The sequence below is a fragment of the Nocardioides sp. P5_E3 genome (assembly GCF_054049275.1).
In genome coordinates, this window is record NZ_JBFUMR010000026.1 from 29,258 (window position 1) to 45,747 (window position 16,490).

Sequence of the window (16,490 nt, forward strand, 5' to 3'; positions counted from 1 at the left end):
GGGATCACGCCTGGTCGTCCTCGTCGGCCAGCTCCTCGCCGTGCGTGCCGGGTCGCGGCGCCCACGGCAGCTCCTTGGCCGGTCGGATGACGATCAGCTTGTCGCCGCGGGCCAGCAGCGAGACCACGGGGTCGAAGTAGCGGTAGACCTTCTCGTCGCGCACGACCGCGATGACCTGGTCGGGCAGCCGCTGCGGCTGCTTGCCCACCTCGGTGACCAGGAGCTCGCGCTCGGCGACCTCGAGTCCCTCGCCGTAGGTCATCAGGTCCTCCATCACCGAGCCGAGCATCGGCGACATCGACGACAGGCCGAGCAGGCGGCCGACGGCGTCGGAGGAGGTGATGACCGAGTTGGCGCCCGACTGGCGCATCAGCGGCACGTTCTCGTGCTCGCGCACCGACGCGACGATCCAGGCGTCCGGGTTGAGCTGGCGCACCGTGAGGGTGACGAGCACGTTGGAGTCGTCGCGGTCGGTGGTGATGATGACGTGGGTCGCCTTCTCGACACCGGCCTGGCGCAGCACCCCGCGCCGCGTGGCGTCGCCGGCGATGCCCACGAGCTGGTCGCGGTTGGCCTCCTCCATCGCGACGAGGCCAGGGTCGACGACGACGATCGACTCGCGGGCGTAGCCGTTGCTGACGAGGGTATCGATCGCGCTGCGGCCCTTGGTGCCGTAGCCGACCACGACGACGTGCTTCTCCATCTTCTTCTTCCTCCACCGGGCGACCCGGAACATCTCGCGTCCCTGCGAGGCGAGGACCTCGAGGGTGGTGCCGATCAGCAGCACCAGGAAGGCGATGCGAAGGGGCGTGATCACCAGGGCGTTGACCAGCCGGGCCTGCTCCGACTCCGGGGCGATGTCGCCGTAGCCGGTCGTGCTGAGCGTGACGGTCGTGTAGTAGAACGAGTCGAGCAGCGTCAGGTCGCGACCGGGGTGGGCGTTGTCGTTGTAGCCCTCGCGGTCGAGGTAGACGAGCAGGACGGTGCCGAAGAGGATCGCGGCGGCCAGGAGGAGCCGCCGCCCGAGCTCCCACCACGGCGACCGCTCGGTCTCCGGGAGAGAGACCCGCCCCACGCTGGGGTGGACGCTGTCGGCACGCACGGTCAGGAGTCTCGCACGCTGATGCGCTCGCGCAGCCGCTGCACCAGCTCCAGCCGGGCCCGCGTCGTGCTCTTCTGCGGGTAGACGGTGTCGAAGGCGGCGTTGACGGCGGCCCCGATCAGCACGGCGAGCGCGAGCAGGTAGAGCCACAGCAGCACGGCGATCGGTGCTGCCAGCGGTCCGTAGATCGAGCGCGACTCGGCCGCGGTCACGGTGAGCACCCAGCGGAGGGTGTAGGACCCGGCGATCCAGCAGAAGAGGGCGAACACCGCACCGGGCAGGTTGAAGCTCCAGTTGGTCCGCACCGGGACGGACACGTGGTAGAGCGTAGCCAGGAAGCAGATGCACAGCACGAGCACGACCGGCCAGTACAGGCTGTTGACGAAGTCGAGCCGTTCCGGCAGGACCCGGTCCACCAGCGACGGCCCCGCGACGACCAGCGGGATGCTCACGGCGCCGGTCACCATCGCCAGCGCGTAGAGCACGAACGAGAGGGCACGGGTGGCGACGATCCCCCGGTGGCCGCCCAGGCCGTGCATGATCGTGATGGTGTCGACGAAGACGTTGAGCGCGCGGGAGCCCGACCAGAGGGCGAGGATGAACCCGATCGAGATGACGTCGTAGCGTCCCCCGTCGAGCACCTCCTGCAGGGTCGGCGCGATGATCCGGTCGACCGCCCGGTCGGTCAGCGCCTGGCGGGAGATCTCGAGGACGGCGTTGCTCACGTCCTCGACCTGTGTCGCGGTGAACCGCTCGCTCACGAAGCCCACCGCGCCGGCGAGGGCGAAGATGAGCGGCGGGACGGACAGCACGGCGAAGAACGCGGCCTCGGCGGCGAGCCCGGTCACCCGGTGCCGCAGGCACGACCCGACGGTCGTGACGATGATGCGCCAGAGGTGCTCACGCCAGCGCCGCAGCAGCACCTCTGCCCGGCGCGGGGCGGGGGTGTCCTCGCGCGCCTCGACCATGTCGGCCACGCTATCCACAGGGCGCACCGATGGACCGGACCTGCGCGGCGGTTCGACCGGCGACGTGGTCCTCGTCACCCCCGTCCGGGCGGGCTCTACCGTGGGCCCCATGAGTGACCGCCCCTCCGTCGATGCCCGCACCGCGACCAACCAGGCACCCGCCCTCGTCGGGCACAACGTCGTCACCTCGGACCTCGCCCTCACCGAGGCGCTGGCCCGTCACGGGTCGGCGTCGCTCGTCGAGGAGCTCACCCCGCTCGGAGCCGAGGCGGGCACCGAGGAGGCCCGTGAGCACGGCATGCTGGCCAACCGCCACCACCCCGAGCTGGTGCCGTACGACCGCTGGGGCAACCGCGTCGACGAGGTGGAGTTCCACCCGTCGTGGCACTGGCTCATGGAGCGAGCGGTCGGCCACGGGCTGCAGGCCGCGCCCTGGGAGCAGCAGGAGGCCGGCGACCCGCATGCCCACCTGCGCCGCGCGGCCGGCTTCTTCGCGTGGTCGCAGACCGAGCCGGGTCACGGGTGTCCGATCTCGATGACGTACGCCGCCGTGCCGGCGCTGCGGGCCGACGAGGCGGTCGCCGAGGAGTGGGCGCCCCTGCTGGCTGCCCGGTCCTACGACCCCGGCGTGCGCAGCCGCTCCACCAAGACCGGGGCGCTGGCCGGGATGGGCATGACGGAGAAGCAGGGCGGCTCCGACGTCCGCTCCAACCAGACCCGCGCGACCCCGACGACGGACGACGGGTGGTACCGCCTCGACGGGCACAAGTGGTTCACCTCGGCCCCGATGAACGACGTCTTCCTCGTGCTGGCGCAGGCCGACGGCGGGATGACGTGCTTCGTCGTCCCGCGGGTGCTCGAGGACGGCACCCGCAACCGGATCGACGTGGTGCGGCTCAAGGACAAGCTCGGCAACCGGTCCAACGCGTCGAGCGAGCTCGAGCTCACCGGCACGCTCGCCCAGCGCCTAGGTGACGAGGGGCGCGGCGTCCGGACGATCATCGAGATGGTCGCCGCCACCCGCCTCGACTGCGTCCTCGGCTCGGCGGCGCTGATGCGCCACGCGCTGGCCGAGGCGTCGTGGCACGTCGCCCACCGCTCGGCGTTCGGCGGCCTGCTGGTCGACAAGCCGCTCATGCAGAACGTCGTCGCCGACCTGGCGGTGGAGTCGGAGGCCGCGACGGCCCTGGCGATGCGCCTCGCCGCCGCCGTGGACCGGCCCGGTGACCCGCACGAGGCGGCGCTGCGCCGTATCGCGCTGCCGCTCGCGAAGTTCTGGGTGTGCAAGCGCACCCCGGCGATGGTCGCCGAGGCGCTGGAGTGCCTCGGCGGAAACGGCTACGTCGAGGACTCCGGGCTCCCGCTGATGTTCCGCGAGTCGCCCCTCAACTCGATCTGGGAGGGGTCGGGCAACGTCAACGCCCTCGACGTGCTGCGCGCGCTGGGCCGCGAACCGGAGGTGCTGCAGGCCTGGATCACCGAGGTCGGCGCCGCCCGCGGGGCGGACAGTCGGCTGGACCGGGCGGTCGACGACACGCTCGCCCTCCTCGGCGAGGGCGCCGGGCTCGAGGCAGGCGCGCGCCGGTTGGCCGGCCGGATGGCCGCCTGCCTGCAGGGATCGCTGCTCGTGCGGTTCGCGCCCGCCGAGGTCGCCGACGCGTTCTGTGGCAGCCGGTTCGGGACGTCGTACGGCGGCACGTTCGGGATGCTGGACAGCGGGTCGCTGCGCGAGGTCGTGGACCGGGCGACACCCCGGATCTGACCGGGTGCGCGAGGCTGTCAGGACACACCTGACCGACGGCGCCTCGCGACGGCCGCGACCACGTAGCGTTGGCCCCCGATCGAGAGGAGTCGTGATGTCAGCCAAGGGCAGCACGTTGTTCACCGTCGGCACCCTGCTGCGCCACGCGCAGGACGCCGGCGCCCCCGTGCGCCTGCTGGTGCAGGGCACCTGGCTCGACGGCCGGATCGTCGGCGCCGACGGCCTCGGGGTGGTGCTCGACGACGGCAACACCCAGCAGGTGCTCGTCCGCCTCGACTCGATCGTCGCCGTGAGCTTCTCGCGGGCCGACATCGACGACCCCGGTGGCGAGGCGGGCGACGAGTCCGCCCGGCCCCACGGACGCCGGCGACGGGACCCGATCGAGGCCGGCCCTGTCGGCGGCTGACTGGTCCACACCAGTCGGCGTCCTGTCCCGCAGGCTCGTCGCAGGTTCGTCGAAGTCCTGCCCCACGCTCGGCCCACCCTCGTCCGAGCCGTCGTACGACGGCCGCGCCCGCCCTACGTTCACCGCACCCACACGGTGTGGGTGATGCCTTGTGGGGAGGTGGGGGATGACGAAGATCTCCAGCACGATGCTCAGCGTGGGGACGCTGCTGCGGCGCGCCGAGGACACCGGTGCCGAGGTGAGCGTCCTGGTCGCCGGTAGCTGGCTCGAGGGACGGGTGATCGGCTGCGACGGGCACGGCGCGGTGCTCGACGACGGCGACGGGCAGGCGCTGGTCCGGCTCGACGCGGTCACGGCGGTGAGATTCCGCCGTGGCCAGATGGAGCACGCCGACACCACCGACGCCCGCTCGCACGGTGAGGCCGGGCGCGGGCCGATCGAGGCCGGCCCGGTGACGGTGCCGCACCCCTCGCGGGGCGAGCAGTCCCTCGAGAGGCTGCAGGGCCTCAGCGCAAGGCCGCGCTGACGACCTCCCGCGCCTCGTCCTGCACCTGGGCGAGGTGGTCGGGACCGCGGAACGACTCCGCGTAGATCTTGTAGACGTCCTCGGTGCCGCTCGGGCGGGCGGCGAACCATGCCGACTCGGTCGTCACCTTGAGCCCGCCGATCTTGGCTCCGTTGCCGGGCGCCTCGGTGAGCTTGCCGGTGATCTCCTCCCCCGCCAGCGTCGTCGCCGACACGTCGTCGGGCGACAGCGCGCCGAGCTTGGCCTTCTGCTCGCGGTCGGCCGGGGCGTCGATGCGGGCGTACGCCGGGTCGCCGTGCCGGGCGACCAGCTCGGCGTAGTGCTCGCTGGGCGTCCGCCCGGTCGAACCGAGGATCTCGCTGGCCAGCAGGGCGAGCAGCAGGCCGTCCTTGTCCGTGGTCCAGGTGGAGCCGTCACGCCGCAGGAAGGAGGCGCCCGCCGACTCCTCGCCGCCGAAGCCGAAGGAACCGTCCATCAATCCGGGCACGAACCACTTGAAGCCGACCGGCACCTCGACCAGCGGCTTGCCGATCGACTCGGCGACGCGGTCGATCATCGAGCTCGACACCAGGGTCTTGCCGATGCGGGTGTCCGCGGACCACTCCGGGCGCGCCCCGCCGAACAGGTGGGCGATGGCGACGGCGAGGAAGTGGTTGGGGTTCATCAGGCCGGCGTCAGGGGTGACGATGCCGTGCCGGTCGGCGTCGGCGTCGTTGCCGGTCGCGATGGCGTACTCGTCCTTGCGGCTCACCAGCGACGCCATGGCGTAGGGCGAGGAGCAGTCCATGCGGATCTTGCCGTCCCAGTCGAGCGTCATGAACCGCCACGTCGGGTCGACCAGCGGGTTGACGACCGTCAGGTCGAGTCGGTGCCGCTCGGCGATCTCGCCCCAGTAGGCGACGCTCGCACCGCCCAGCGGGTCGGCGCCGATCCGCACCCCGGCGTCGCGGATCGCGTCGAGGTCGAGCACCGACGGCAGGTCGTCGACGTAGGTGCCGAGGAAGTCGTAGGACCCGACCTCGGCGCGCGCCTTGGCGAACGACACCCGGCGGACACCCGCGATGTTGCCGCGGATCAGCTCGTTGGCGCGGGCCGCGATCACGCTGGTGGCGTCGGAGTCGGCCGGGCCGCCGTGGGGCGGGTTGTACTTGAACCCGCCGTCCTGGGGCGGGTTGTGAGAGGGCGTGACGACGATGCCGTCGGCGAGCCCGGCACCGGTCGTACGTCCTTGGTTGGCCCGCAGGATCGCGTGGCTGACCGCAGGGGTCGGGGTGAAGCCGTCGCGGTCGTCGACCAGCACCGTGACGTCGTTGGCGACCAGCACCTCCAGCGCCGTGGCCCACGCGGGCTCGGACAGGGCGTGGGTGTCGCGACCGACGAACAGCGGGCCGTCGTAGCCCTGCTCCCTGCGGTAGTCACAGATCGCCTGGGTGGTCGCGGCGATGTGCACCTCGTTGAAGGAGGTGGTGAGCGAGGTGCCACGGTGGCCGCTCGTGCCGAAGGCGACCTGCTGGGAGACGTCATCGGGATCGGGCTCGAGGTCGAAGTAGGCCGTCACGAGGTGGGAGACGTCCACCAGGTCCTCGGTGCGGGCGGGCTGTCCGGCTCTCTCGTGGGTGGCCATGGGCCCATCTTGGCGGGTCATGCCGTGGGTTGGGCAAGACCCCCGACGCGTCCGTGGCCCGAGATGTCCGGAGATCGCCCGAGAAAGTGCCGTGTCGGCTGTCGATCCGGGCCGGGCCGGTCCGTCAGAGTGGTGAGGCCGCAACCCTGTGGTCCGCGACACGAAGGAGCCACCGGCGATGAGCCGCTACCTGATCCTGCTGCCCGCCCCCGAGGCCGACTGGGCCGACCTGCCGCCCGAGGAGCACGAGAAGGGACACCGCTCCCACCAGGAGTTCCAGCGTGACCYGGAGGCCGAGGGGCACACCCTCGTGACCGTCAGCCCGCTCGAGCCCTCGGCGCAGGCGACGTCGATGCGCCCCGACGGCGCGGGTGGCGCACTGGTGACCGACGGGCCGTTCAGCGAGACCGCGGAGCAGGTGGTCGGGTTCTACCTCGTCGACTCGGAGGACGGGGACGCGCTGCGAGCGGCGTGCGAGCGGTTCGCCGCGCGCGGCGAGCACATCGAGCTGCGCCGGCTGGCGGAATGAGGAGAGGGTCATGACCGACTGCACGAGCGAGGAGGGCACGTCATGAAGTACTTGGTGCTGCTGATCGGGGACGGGGCGGAGAAGCCGTGGTCCGAGCAGACGGAGGAGGAGCAGGGGGCGGCGATGGCGAAGTTCGGTGCATTCGGCGAGGCCTGCGACACGCGCGACGGTGTCCGGATCCTCGCCGGCGAGGCGTTGAGCGGCCCTTCCGATGCCACGGTGATGCGCACGACCGACGGCAGGGTCTACCTGACCGACGGGCCCTACGCCGAGGTCATCGAGGGGATGGGCGGGTTCTACCTGCTCGAGGCCCCCGACCTGGACGTCGTCGTGGAGCTGCTGCGGGTGCTGCCGCCGTACGACATCCAGATCCACCCGACGGTGGACGTGGAGCTCTGAGCGAGCCCGTGGGCGACGCCTCGGGAGACCTGGAGCAGGTCGTGCGTGAGGAGTGGGGCCGCCTCGTGGCCCTGCTCCTCGCGCAGTTCCGGCGCCTCGACCTCGTCGAGGACGCGCTGGGGGACGCCGTCGAGGCGGCGAGCCGCACCTGGCCAGCCGACGGCGTGCCCGCCAACCCACCGGCGTGGCTGATGACCGCGGCGCGACGACGGGTGCTCGACCGACTCCGGACCGAGGAGGTGGCCCGACGCAAGGAGCCGCTGCTGCTCCTCGACGCCGAGCAGCACCAGGAAGGAGTCCGCACCATGGCCGACGCCGGCAGCCTGGTCGAGGACGACGTGCTGCGCCTGGTGCTCATGTGCGCCCACCCGGCGCTGGCACCGGAGGCAGCCAGCGCGCTGAGCCTGCGGCTGGTCCTCGGCGTGCCGACGGCCGACATCGCCCGGCTGTTCCTCGTGCCCGAGCCGACGATGGCCGCGCGGATCACGCGCGCCAAGAAGCGCATCGTCGGGGCCGGCATCCCGTTCGCCGTGCCCGACGCCGGCGTGCTGCCCGAACGCCTCGAGGTCGTGGCGCAGACCGCCTACCTCACCTTCACCGCCGGCTACTCCCCCGGCACCGGCCCCGACCTGCTGCGCGCCGACCAGTCCGGGGAAGCGATCCGGCTCGTGCGCGTGGTGCTCGGCCTGCGTCCGGACGAGCCGGCGCTCGTCGCGCTGCTCGCGCTGATGCTGCTGCAACACTCCCGACGCGACGCCCGCGTGGGTGAGGGGCGACTGGTGCTCCTCGTCGACCAGGACCGCACCCGGTGGCACCACGACGAGATCGCGGAGGCGACCCGGCTGCTCGCCCGGCCGCACCTCGCCGGGCCGCTGACCCCGCTGGCGGCGTCCTACGTCCTGCAGGCGCGGATCGCCGCCGAGCACGCCACCGCGCCATCGGCCCAGGAGACTCGCTGGGACCGCGTCGTGGGGCTGTACGACGTCCTGCTGCGGGTGGCACCCACCCCGTCGGCCCGGCTGGCCCGAGCCGTCGCGGTCGCCGAGCAGCACGGACCGGTCGCCGGCCTCGACGCGCTCGAGGGGCTGGAGGTCCCGCAGAGCCACCGGCCCGCCGCGGTGCGGGCCGAGCTGCTGTCCCGCGCGGGTGACGTCGACGCCGCGCGGGCGGCGTACGACCAGGCGATCGCGGCCTGCCGCAACGAGGTCGAGACGGCCTTCCTCGTCGCGCAGCGCGACGCTCTGCCAGCCAGCTAGTCCGGCTACCCCTCGGGGACCGGCTGCTGCTTGGCGAGGACGGTGAGTCCCTCGTCGACGACGAAGCCGCGCGCGCGGTCGGCCTCCTGGTCGACTCCGATCTGCACGCCGGGCGGGACGACGACGCCCTTGTCGATGATGGCGTTGCGCACGATCGCGCCCTCACCGATGTGCACGCCGTCCATCAGCACCGAGTCGGAGACCTCCGCACCGTCCTTGACCCAGACCGCCGGCGAGAGCACCGACTGGTTGACGGTGCCACCGCTGACGACGACGCCGGGCGAGAGGATGGAGTTGAACGTCGAGACCCCCGCGCCGCTCGCGCCCTCGACGAGCTTGGCGGGCGGGTGCGGTCCGTAGCTGGTGTAGATCGGCCAGGCCTTGTTGTAGAGGTTGAAGACCGGCAGCGGCGAGACCAGGTCGAGGTGGGCGTCGTAGTACGACCTCATCGTGCCGACGTCGCGCCAGTAGCCGCGGTCGCGGTCGGTCGAGCCGGGTACCTCGTTGTCCTTGTAGTCGTAGACGGCCGACTCCGACTTGTCGACGAACCACGGCACGATGTCGCCGCCCATGTCGTGCTTGGACTGCTCGCGATCGGCATCGCGGGTGACGGCGTCGCGCAGCGCGTCGGCGGTGAAGACGTAGTTGCCCATGCTGGCCAGCACCTCGTCCGGAGAGTCCGGCAGCCCGACCGGGTCGGTCGGCTTCTCGAGGAACGCGCGGATCGTCTGCGGGTTGCCGGGGTCCACGTCGATCACGCCGAACTGGTCGGCCAGGCTGATCGGCTGGCGGATGGCGGCGACCGTGCAGCCGGCTCCCGACTCGACGTGGTCGGCCACCATCTGCGAGAAGTCCATCCGGTAGACGTGGTCGGCACCCACCACGACGACGATGTCGGGCTGCTCGTCGGTGAGCAGGTTGAGCGACTGGTAGATCGCGTCGGCGCTGCCGAGGTACCACCGCTTGCCAACGCGCTGCTGCGCCGGCACCGGCGTGACGTAGTTGCCCAGCAGGTTGGACATGCGCCAGGTCGTCGTGACGTGGCGGTCCAGGCTGTGCGACTTGTACTGCGTCAGCACGACGACCTTGAGGTAGCCGGAGTTGACGACGTTGGACAGCGCGAAGTCGATGAGCCGGTAGATCCCGCCGAACGGCACCGCGGGCTTGGCCCGGTCGGCCGTCAACGGCATCAGCCTCTTGCCCTCGCCTCCGGCGAGGACGACGGCGAGGACCTTCTTGCGCGGGGGCGTGATGGCCATGCGATGAAACTAGCCGTCCGCAGGGGCGCGGTCGACCTCCCTCGGGTCCATGTTTTGCGGCTAGGTTCGGCGCATGCGCATCGACGTCCTCAGCAAGGAGTACCCACCGGAGGTCTACGGCGGCGCCGGCGTCCATGTCGCCGAGCTGGTCCGCGCGCTCCGGGTCCAGCCCGACATCGACGCGCGGGTGCGCTGCTTCGGGGCGACCCGCTCGGAGCCCGGCACGACGGCGTACGCCGAGCCGGAGTCCCTGGCCGGAGCCAACCCGGCCATCCGCACGCTGGGCGTCGACCTCGCGATGGTCGACGACTGCGCCGGCGCCGACCTCGTCCACTCGCACACCTGGTACGCCAACATGGCCGGCCACCWCGCCGGGCTGATGCACGGCATCCCCCACGTCGTCAGCGCCCACTCGCTCGAGCCGATGCGGCCGTGGAAGGCCGAGCAGCTCGGTGGCGGCTACGCCCTGTCGAGCTGGGCGGAGCGCACGGCGTACGAGGGCGCCGCCGGCATCGTCGCGGTCAGCGCAGCGATGCGCGACGACGTGCTGCGGAGCTATCCGTCGGTCGACCCCGCGCGGGTGCACGTCGTGCACAACGGCATCGACACCACCGAGTGGGCGCCCGTGCCCAACCCTGACCGCGTCCGCGAGCTCGGCGTGGACCCCGACCGGCCCAGCGTGATCTTCGTCGGCCGGATCACCCGCCAGAAGGGCCTGCCGCTCTTCCTGCGTGCCGCCGCCGCGCTGCCGCCCGAGGTCCAGCTCGTGCTGTGCGCCGGCGCACCCGACACCCCCGAGATCGAGGCCGAGGTGCGCGGCCTCGTCGAGGACCTCGCCGCGACGCGGTCCGGGGTCGTGTGGATCGCCGAGATGCTGCCCCGCCCCGACGTCGTCGCCCTGCTGACCGCCGCCACCGTGTTCGCCTGCCCCTCGATCTACGAGCCGCTCGGCATCGTCAACCTCGAGGCGATGGCCTGCGAGACCGCCGTCGTCGCCACCGCCACCGGCGGCATCCCCGAGGTCGTCGTCGACGGCGAGACGGGCTGGCTGGTCCCCATCGAGCAGGCCACCGACGGCACCGGCACCCCGCTCGACCCCGAGCGCTACGTCGCCGACCTCGCCGCCACCCTGACCGACGCCGTCAGCGACCCCGACCGCGCCCGTGCCTACGGCGAGGCCGGGCGCCGGCGGGCCGAGGAGTCCTTCAGCTGGGGCTCGATCGCGACCCGCACCCTCGACCTCTACTCCTCCCTCCTGCACTCCTCGTAGGCGCGCGGACAGAAGTCCGTCCCACGGTTGTTGCTCCGCCTGAGCCACTGCTGCCGGGGCGGGTTGTGTCTGCGCGTCTACGGCTGTGGATGAGCTCAGCGCGCTCATCCGCAGTCCGTCCATGCTGGACCGGTGGACGTCATCACCGTGATCGAACGGTCAGGAGGCCTGGCCACCCGGGCCGACCTGATCCGGGCGACCTCGCGCGCCGACGTCGATCGGGCGGTGGCACAGGGGTCCCTCCGACGGGTCGGACACGGCCGCTACGCCCTCCCCGGCGTCGAGCAGGCTGCCGCCACGGCCCACCGGCTCAATGGACACCTGGGCCTGACCAGCGCCGCCGTCCACCACGGGTGGGAGGTCAAGACCGTCCCACCGCTCCCCCACGTCGTCTTCCCGCGCAAGCGCAACGTGCCCCGTCTCGGCCGGCGCGAGGTGGTGGTGCACCGGGCCGACCTCGGACCCGACGACGTCGCAGGCATCGCCACCAGCCGCGAGCTCACCCTGCTCCAATGCCTGCGCTCGCTGCCGGACGACGAGGCGCTGGCGATCGCTGACTCGGCCCTTCGGCACGGGGAGATCTCGACGCTCCGCCGGGTCATGGCGTCCGTTCGCGGGGCAGGGAGCGCCAAGGTACGGCGCATCGGGGTACAGGCCGATGCGCGCGCCGCGAACACCTTCGAGTCCGTCATGCGCGCCATCTGCCTCCAGGTGCCCGGCCTGTCCGTCACCCCACAGCTGGTCCTGTCCGGGGAGCACTTCTGGGCCTGTCCCGACCTGGTCGACCGCAAGCACCGGATCGTCATCGAGTGCGACTCGTGGCAGTGGCACGGCGACCGGAAGGGCTTCCTCAAGGACGTCCGTCGCTACACGCTGCTCTCGGCCGACGGCTGGACGGTGCTGCGGTTCACGTGGGACGACGTCATGCTCCGGCCTGCATGGGTGCGCGACGTGCTGTCCCGAGCAGTCGCCGTAGACGCGCGGACGGAAGCTGTCGCTGGGTGGCCTGTGGCCGCGTGAGCCGCCCGGCGAGCGCGACTTCTGTCCGCGCGCCTACGGCTGATCGGGGATGCCGGGCGGGCGCGGGTGGCTGGGTCGCCGCCGTCGGCGCGGTGGTCGTGGGCGCGGCGCACTTCGCCGTCTCGATCTGGCTGGGGTGGCGCGCCTGGCAGGTCAACATCGACCCTGCCCACGTCCGTTTCCCGGCGCAGGCACCCGGGAGCGAGCCGGTCAGCTGAGGACGAGACCGGGGTAGAGCGGGTGCTTGTCGAGCATCTCGGCCGAGCGCTTCGTGACCCGGTCGGCGACTCCGTCGCCCAGGACGTACGACGCCTTGCTGGGCCCGCCGGCCTTGGTCGTGCCGGCCTCGGTGTGGGACAGCACGTCGACGATCAGCTCCGCCACGGTGTCGAACTCGTCGTGGCCGAAGCCGCGGGTGGTGAGCGCCGGGGTGCCGAGCCGGACGCCGGAGGTGTACCAGGCGCCGTTGGGGTCGGACGGGACCGAGTTGCGGTTGGTGACGACGCCGGCGTCGAGCAGCGCCGACTCCGCCTGGCGACCGGTGAGGCCGAAGGACGACACGTCGAGCAGGACGAGGTGGTTGTCGGTGCCGCCGGTGACGAGGTTGGCGCCGCGGGTCAGGAAGCCGTCGGCGAGCGACTTGGCGTTGTCGGCGATGCGCTGGGCGTAGTCCTGGAACTCGGTGGTCCGGGCCTCGGCCATGGCGACGGCCTTGGCGGCCATCACGTGCGACAGCGGGCCACCCAGCACCATCGGGCAGCCGCGGTCGACGTCGGCGGCGAACTCCTCCTGCGCCAGCACCATGCCGCCGCGCGGGCCGCGCAGCGACTTGTGGGTGGTGGTCGTGGTGATGTGGGCGTAGGGGACCGGGTTCTCCTCGCCGGTGAACACCTTGCCCGCGACGAGCCCGGCGAAGTGGGCCATGTCCACCATCAGCACGGCGCCGACCTCGTCGGCGATCTCGCGCATCTTCGCGAAGTTCACCCGGCGCGGGTAGGCGGAGTAGCCGGCGACGAGCACGAGCGGCTTGAACTCGCGGGCCTTGGCGGCGACGGCGTCGTAGTCGAGCAGCCCGGTCTCCGGGTCGGTGCCGTACTGCTGCTGGTGGAACATCTTGCCGCTGATGTTGGGCCGGAAGCCGTGCGTGAGGTGGCCGCCGGCGTCGAGGGACATGCCCAGCAGGCGCTGGTTGCCGAACTCGTGGCGCAGCGTCTCCCAGTCGGCCTCGGAGAGCTCGTTGACGTTCTTCGCCTGCATCTTCTGCAGGTAGGGCGACTCGACCTTGTTGGCCAGGATCGACCAGAAGGCGACGAGGTTGGCGTCGATTCCGGAGTGCGGCTGGACGTAGGCGTAGGGCGCGCCGAAGAGCTCGCGGGCGTGCTCGGCGGCGAGCGACTCGACGGTGTCGACGTTCTGGCAGCCTGCGTAGAAGCGGTGGCCGACGGTGCCCTCGGCGTACTTGTCGCTGAACCAGGTGCCCATCGTCATCAGGACGGCCGGTGAGGCGTAGTTCTCGGACGCGATCAGCTTGAGCGAGGCCCGCTGGTCGGCAAGCTCCTGGCGGGTGGCTTCCGCGATGCGAGGTTCGACCGAGGCGATGACCTCGAGGGCCTGGGAGTACGCACTGCTGATCAGGGAGTCCGTCATGGCCCACAGCCTAGAGGCCCCTGGCCCTCGTCGCGCCGCGGCCCGCAGGCGCTGGACACCGCCCGGAGRGAACGTCGTCGGAGCCCGGTCCGTTGAGCCCTCGTGGCCCTCCCTTCCCTTCCCGACCAGGCCGAGCGGCTCGTCCGTCTCGGCGTCCACGACCTTTCCGGGATCCCGGCCGACCTGCTGCACGAGATCGCCGCGTCCGGCCCCTCGGGCTCCCTCCTCGTGACCTCCGCGCCCGCCTCGGAGCTCGCCCCGCTGCTCCGCCTCGGCGACAAGCCGGGCTTCGTCGTCGAGGACCTGACCGACGTCGACGACTTCGCCCCCACCGTCGAGTTGCCGCCCGCGCCGTACGTCATCGTGGGGCTCGACCGCGGCGACTCGTTCCTGAACCGGACGCCCGCGGAGTCGGTGCCGGAGGTCCTGGCCGCCGGCCGTTCGCCCCTGACGCTGGTCGAGGGGCTGCACTGGGTGCTGCAGGACCCGGACATCCTCGAGCGCAACGCCTGCTTCATGACACCCGGCTCGCGGCTGCGCCGGGCGAACGGGTCGTACGACGCCCGCACGCCGGCGCTGTGGATCAGCAACGGGACCGGACGCGACGGCCGGGAGCGTCGCCACGCCCCGAAGCTGGGCTGGTGCTGGTGGGGCAACCGGCACACCTGGCTGGGCATCGCATCGTGCGAGCGACGTACCCGCGCGTAACCACGGTGTGACCTGGGCCGCACCCGGGGCTGCGACCGGGCGGGGCGCGGCAACCGCCGTCTCACATCGTGGCGTGTCATCTCGAATAGCAAGATTTCGTCTTGTGGAACGCGTGTCCAATCCCTGAGACTTCTTGACATGGTCACCGCTTCCACCCACGCACACCTTGTGGTCCGACGTCACGTCGACCTCATGCGCGTGGGCAGCGCGACCTGTTGGCATCGCTGACGCCGCCCCTGCATCCCTTCCGCGCTCAACGTCGCGCGCGGCACACCTCAGCGAACAGGACTCTCCTGACCATGCCTGACCTCCGGTTCACGCCCCAGGCCGCCCAGCACACCGAGATCCCGCGCCCCAAGCGCGCCGAGGGTCAGTGGGCGCTCGGCTACACCGAGCCGCTCAACAAGAACGAGCAGTCCAAGAAGGACGACGACCCGCTCAACGTGCGGGACCGCATCCTCCACACCTACTCCCGCCGGGGCTTCGACTCGATCGACCCGGCCGACCTGCGTGGTCGCTTCCGCTGGATGGGCCTCTACACGCAGCGCGCACCGGGCTTCGACGGCGGCAAGACCGCCCAGCTCGAGGAGGAGGAGCTCGACGACCGCTACTTCATGATGCGCGTGCGCACCGACGGCGCGATCCTCGACGCGGCCGCCCTCCGAGCGCTGGGCGAGGTCTCCACGGCCTACGGCCGCAACACCGCCGACATCACCGACCGCAACAACATCCAGTACCACTGGATCGAGATCGAGAGCGTCCCGGCGATCTGGGAGCGCCTCGAGTCGGTCGGCCTCACGACCCTCGAGGCGTGCGGCGACAGCCCGCGCCCCTTCCTCGGCTCCCCCGTCGCCGGCATCGCCAAGGACGAGATCATCGACGGCTCCGAGGCGCTCGCCGAGATCAAGCGCCGCATCCTCGGCAACCCGGAGTTCTCCAACCTGCCGCGCAAGTTCAAGACCGCGCTGACCGGCCACCCGAGCCACGACGTCGCGCCCGAGGTCAACGACGTCGCGTTCGTCGGCACCGTCCACCCGGAGCACGGCCCCGGCTTCGACCTCTGGGTCGGCGGTGGCCTGTCCACCAACCCGATGCTCGCCCACAAGCTCGGCGTCTGGATCCCCCTCGACGAGGTGGCCGACGCCTGGGAGGGCGTCGCCGGGATCTTCCGCGACTACGGCTACCRCCGCCTGCGCTCGAAGGCCCGCCTGAAGTTCCTGCTCGCCGACTGGGGCAAGGAGAAGTTCCGCGAGGTCCTGGAGAACGAGTACCTCCACAAGGCGCTCGTCGACAACCCGTCCCCGGAGTCGCCCGTCACCCCCGGCGACCACATCGGCATCCACGAGCAGAAGGACGGCCGATTCTACGTCGGCGCCGCCCCCGTCGTGGGCCGCATCGACGGCACCACGCTGAGTGCACTGGGCGACCTCGTCGAGCGCTACGACGCCCGCGGCGCCCGGCTGACGGCGTACCAGAAGCTCGTGGTGATCGGCGTCGCGCCCGAGGACACCGAGGCGTTCGCCGACGACCTCGAGAAGATCGGCCTCACCGCCCGCCCGAGCAACTGGCGCCGCTCCACGATGGCCTGCACCGGCATCGAGTTCTGCAAGCTCGCGATCGTCGACACCAAGGAGCGCTCCCGCCGGCTCGTCACCGAGCTCGAGAAGCGCTTCCCCGACCTCGACACCGACATCTCGGTCAACGTCAACGGCTGCCCCAACGCCTGCGCGCGCACCCAGGTCGCCGACATCGGCCTCAAGGGCCAGCTCGTCATGGACGCCGACGGCCGCCAGGTCGAGGGCTTCCAGGTGCACCTCGGCGGCGCACTCGGCCTGAACCCCGCCATGGGCCGCAAGCTCCGCGCCCACAAGGTCACCAGTGCCGGCCTCGACGACTACGTCTCGGCCGTCGTGAGCGCGTACCTCCAGGACCGGACCGAGGGCGAGCGGTTCGCCGCCTGGGTGGCCCGTGCCGACGAGGTCCTGCTGCGCGGGGAGCCGGTGGCGGTCTGATG

General features: G+C 71.7%; 16 protein-coding genes. 11 read left to right on the forward strand and 5 right to left on the reverse strand.

What is annotated here, in order from left to right; all coding sequences use genetic code 11:
- Window positions 1-4: 4 nt before the first annotated feature.
- Both ACXJKB_RS16450 and ACXJKB_RS16455 read right to left on the reverse strand, forming a co-directional pair.
- Window positions 5-1,102, reverse strand: a complete 1,098-nt coding sequence (locus ACXJKB_RS16450; RefSeq protein ID WP_457190212.1) for a potassium channel family protein — start codon at window positions 1,100-1,102, stop codon at window positions 5-7.
- 2 nt (window positions 1,103-1,104) lie between these two features.
- Window positions 1,105-2,070, reverse strand: a complete 966-nt coding sequence (locus tag ACXJKB_RS16455; RefSeq protein WP_457190214.1) for a YihY/virulence factor BrkB family protein — start codon at window positions 2,068-2,070, stop codon at window positions 1,105-1,107.
- 109 nt (window positions 2,071-2,179) lie between these two features.
- Between ACXJKB_RS16455 and ACXJKB_RS16460 the strand changes: the two genes are divergently transcribed.
- The 3 genes from ACXJKB_RS16460 (at window position 2,180) to ACXJKB_RS16470 (ending at window position 4,764) form a co-directional block, all read left to right on the forward strand.
- Window positions 2,180-3,832, forward strand: a complete 1,653-nt coding sequence (locus tag ACXJKB_RS16460; protein WP_457190216.1) for an acyl-CoA dehydrogenase family protein — start codon at window positions 2,180-2,182, stop codon at window positions 3,830-3,832.
- A 94-nt stretch (window positions 3,833-3,926) separates the two neighbouring features.
- Window positions 3,927-4,238: a hypothetical protein gene (locus ACXJKB_RS16465; protein WP_300052814.1), complete on the forward strand. Its 312-nt coding sequence runs from the start codon at window positions 3,927-3,929 to the stop codon at window positions 4,236-4,238.
- A 166-nt stretch (window positions 4,239-4,404) separates the two neighbouring features.
- Window positions 4,405-4,764, forward strand: a complete 360-nt coding sequence (locus ACXJKB_RS16470; RefSeq protein WP_457190218.1) for a hypothetical protein — start codon at window positions 4,405-4,407, stop codon at window positions 4,762-4,764.
- Here the strand turns inward: ACXJKB_RS16470 and pgm are convergent.
- Window positions 4,745-6,388 (reverse strand): phosphoglucomutase (alpha-D-glucose-1,6-bisphosphate-dependent), encoded by a 1,644-nt coding sequence (pgm, locus tag ACXJKB_RS16475; protein ID WP_457190220.1) that lies wholly within the window; start codon window positions 6,386-6,388, stop codon window positions 4,745-4,747. The two genes, ACXJKB_RS16470 and pgm, sit on opposite strands and share 20 nt — an antisense overlap.
- Window positions 6,389-6,566: 178 nt before the next feature.
- Between pgm and ACXJKB_RS16480 the strand changes: the two genes are divergently transcribed.
- The 3 genes from ACXJKB_RS16480 to ACXJKB_RS16490 are packed head-to-tail and all read left to right on the forward strand — an operon-like array spanning window position 6,567 to window position 8,572.
- The gene (locus ACXJKB_RS16480) at window positions 6,567-6,917 is read left to right on the forward strand and encodes a YciI family protein (RefSeq protein ID WP_457190222.1); all 351 of its coding nucleotides are present in this window, start codon (window positions 6,567-6,569) and stop codon (window positions 6,915-6,917) included.
- 42 nt (window positions 6,918-6,959) lie between these two features.
- Window positions 6,960-7,316 (forward strand): YciI family protein, encoded by a 357-nt coding sequence (locus ACXJKB_RS16485; RefSeq protein ID WP_457190224.1) that lies wholly within the window; start codon window positions 6,960-6,962, stop codon window positions 7,314-7,316.
- A gap of 8 nt (window positions 7,317-7,324) precedes the next feature.
- Complete coding sequence (locus tag ACXJKB_RS16490; RefSeq protein WP_457190226.1) at window positions 7,325-8,572, forward strand: RNA polymerase sigma factor; 1,248 nt, start codon at window positions 7,325-7,327, stop codon at window positions 8,570-8,572.
- A 5-nt stretch (window positions 8,573-8,577) separates the two neighbouring features.
- On the opposite strand, the gene glgC is transcribed toward ACXJKB_RS16490, so the two are convergent.
- Entirely contained in the window at window positions 8,578-9,825 is a 1,248-nt protein-coding gene (glgC, locus tag ACXJKB_RS16495) for a glucose-1-phosphate adenylyltransferase (RefSeq protein ID WP_457190371.1), read from the reverse strand.
- Between the two features lie 79 nt (window positions 9,826-9,904).
- Between glgC and glgA the strand changes: the two genes are divergently transcribed.
- The 3 genes from glgA (at window position 9,905) to ACXJKB_RS16510 (ending at window position 12,339) form a co-directional block, all read left to right on the forward strand.
- Window positions 9,905-11,101 carry a glycogen synthase gene (gene glgA / locus ACXJKB_RS16500; protein ID WP_457190228.1) on the forward strand — a complete coding sequence of 399 codons (1,197 nt, stop codon included), beginning with the start codon at window positions 9,905-9,907 and terminating at the stop codon, window positions 11,099-11,101.
- A 132-nt stretch (window positions 11,102-11,233) separates the two neighbouring features.
- The gene (locus ACXJKB_RS16505; protein WP_457190230.1) at window positions 11,234-12,121 is read left to right on the forward strand and encodes a DUF559 domain-containing protein; all 888 of its coding nucleotides are present in this window, start codon (window positions 11,234-11,236) and stop codon (window positions 12,119-12,121) included.
- Entirely contained in the window at window positions 12,118-12,339 is a 222-nt protein-coding gene (locus ACXJKB_RS16510) for a hypothetical protein (RefSeq protein ID WP_457190232.1), read from the forward strand. The genes ACXJKB_RS16505 and ACXJKB_RS16510 overlap by 4 nt, the downstream gene beginning before the upstream one ends.
- Here ACXJKB_RS16510 and ACXJKB_RS16515 read toward each other — a convergent pair.
- Complete coding sequence (locus ACXJKB_RS16515) at window positions 12,332-13,768, reverse strand: glycine hydroxymethyltransferase (protein ID WP_457190234.1); 1,437 nt, start codon at window positions 13,766-13,768, stop codon at window positions 12,332-12,334. The genes ACXJKB_RS16510 and ACXJKB_RS16515 overlap by 8 nt on opposite strands.
- A gap of 102 nt (window positions 13,769-13,870) precedes the next feature.
- On the opposite strand from ACXJKB_RS16515, the gene ACXJKB_RS16520 reads away from it, so the two are divergent.
- Together ACXJKB_RS16520 and ACXJKB_RS16525 are read left to right on the forward strand one after the other, a co-directional pair.
- A complete protein-coding gene (locus ACXJKB_RS16520) occupies window positions 13,871-14,476 on the forward strand; it encodes a DUF5701 family protein (protein WP_457190236.1) in 606 nt (201 codons plus the stop codon).
- 299 nt (window positions 14,477-14,775) lie between these two features.
- Window positions 14,776-16,488 (forward strand): nitrite/sulfite reductase, encoded by a 1,713-nt coding sequence (locus tag ACXJKB_RS16525; RefSeq protein ID WP_457190238.1) that lies wholly within the window; start codon window positions 14,776-14,778, stop codon window positions 16,486-16,488.
- The last annotated feature ends 2 nt before the right edge of the window (window positions 16,489-16,490 follow it).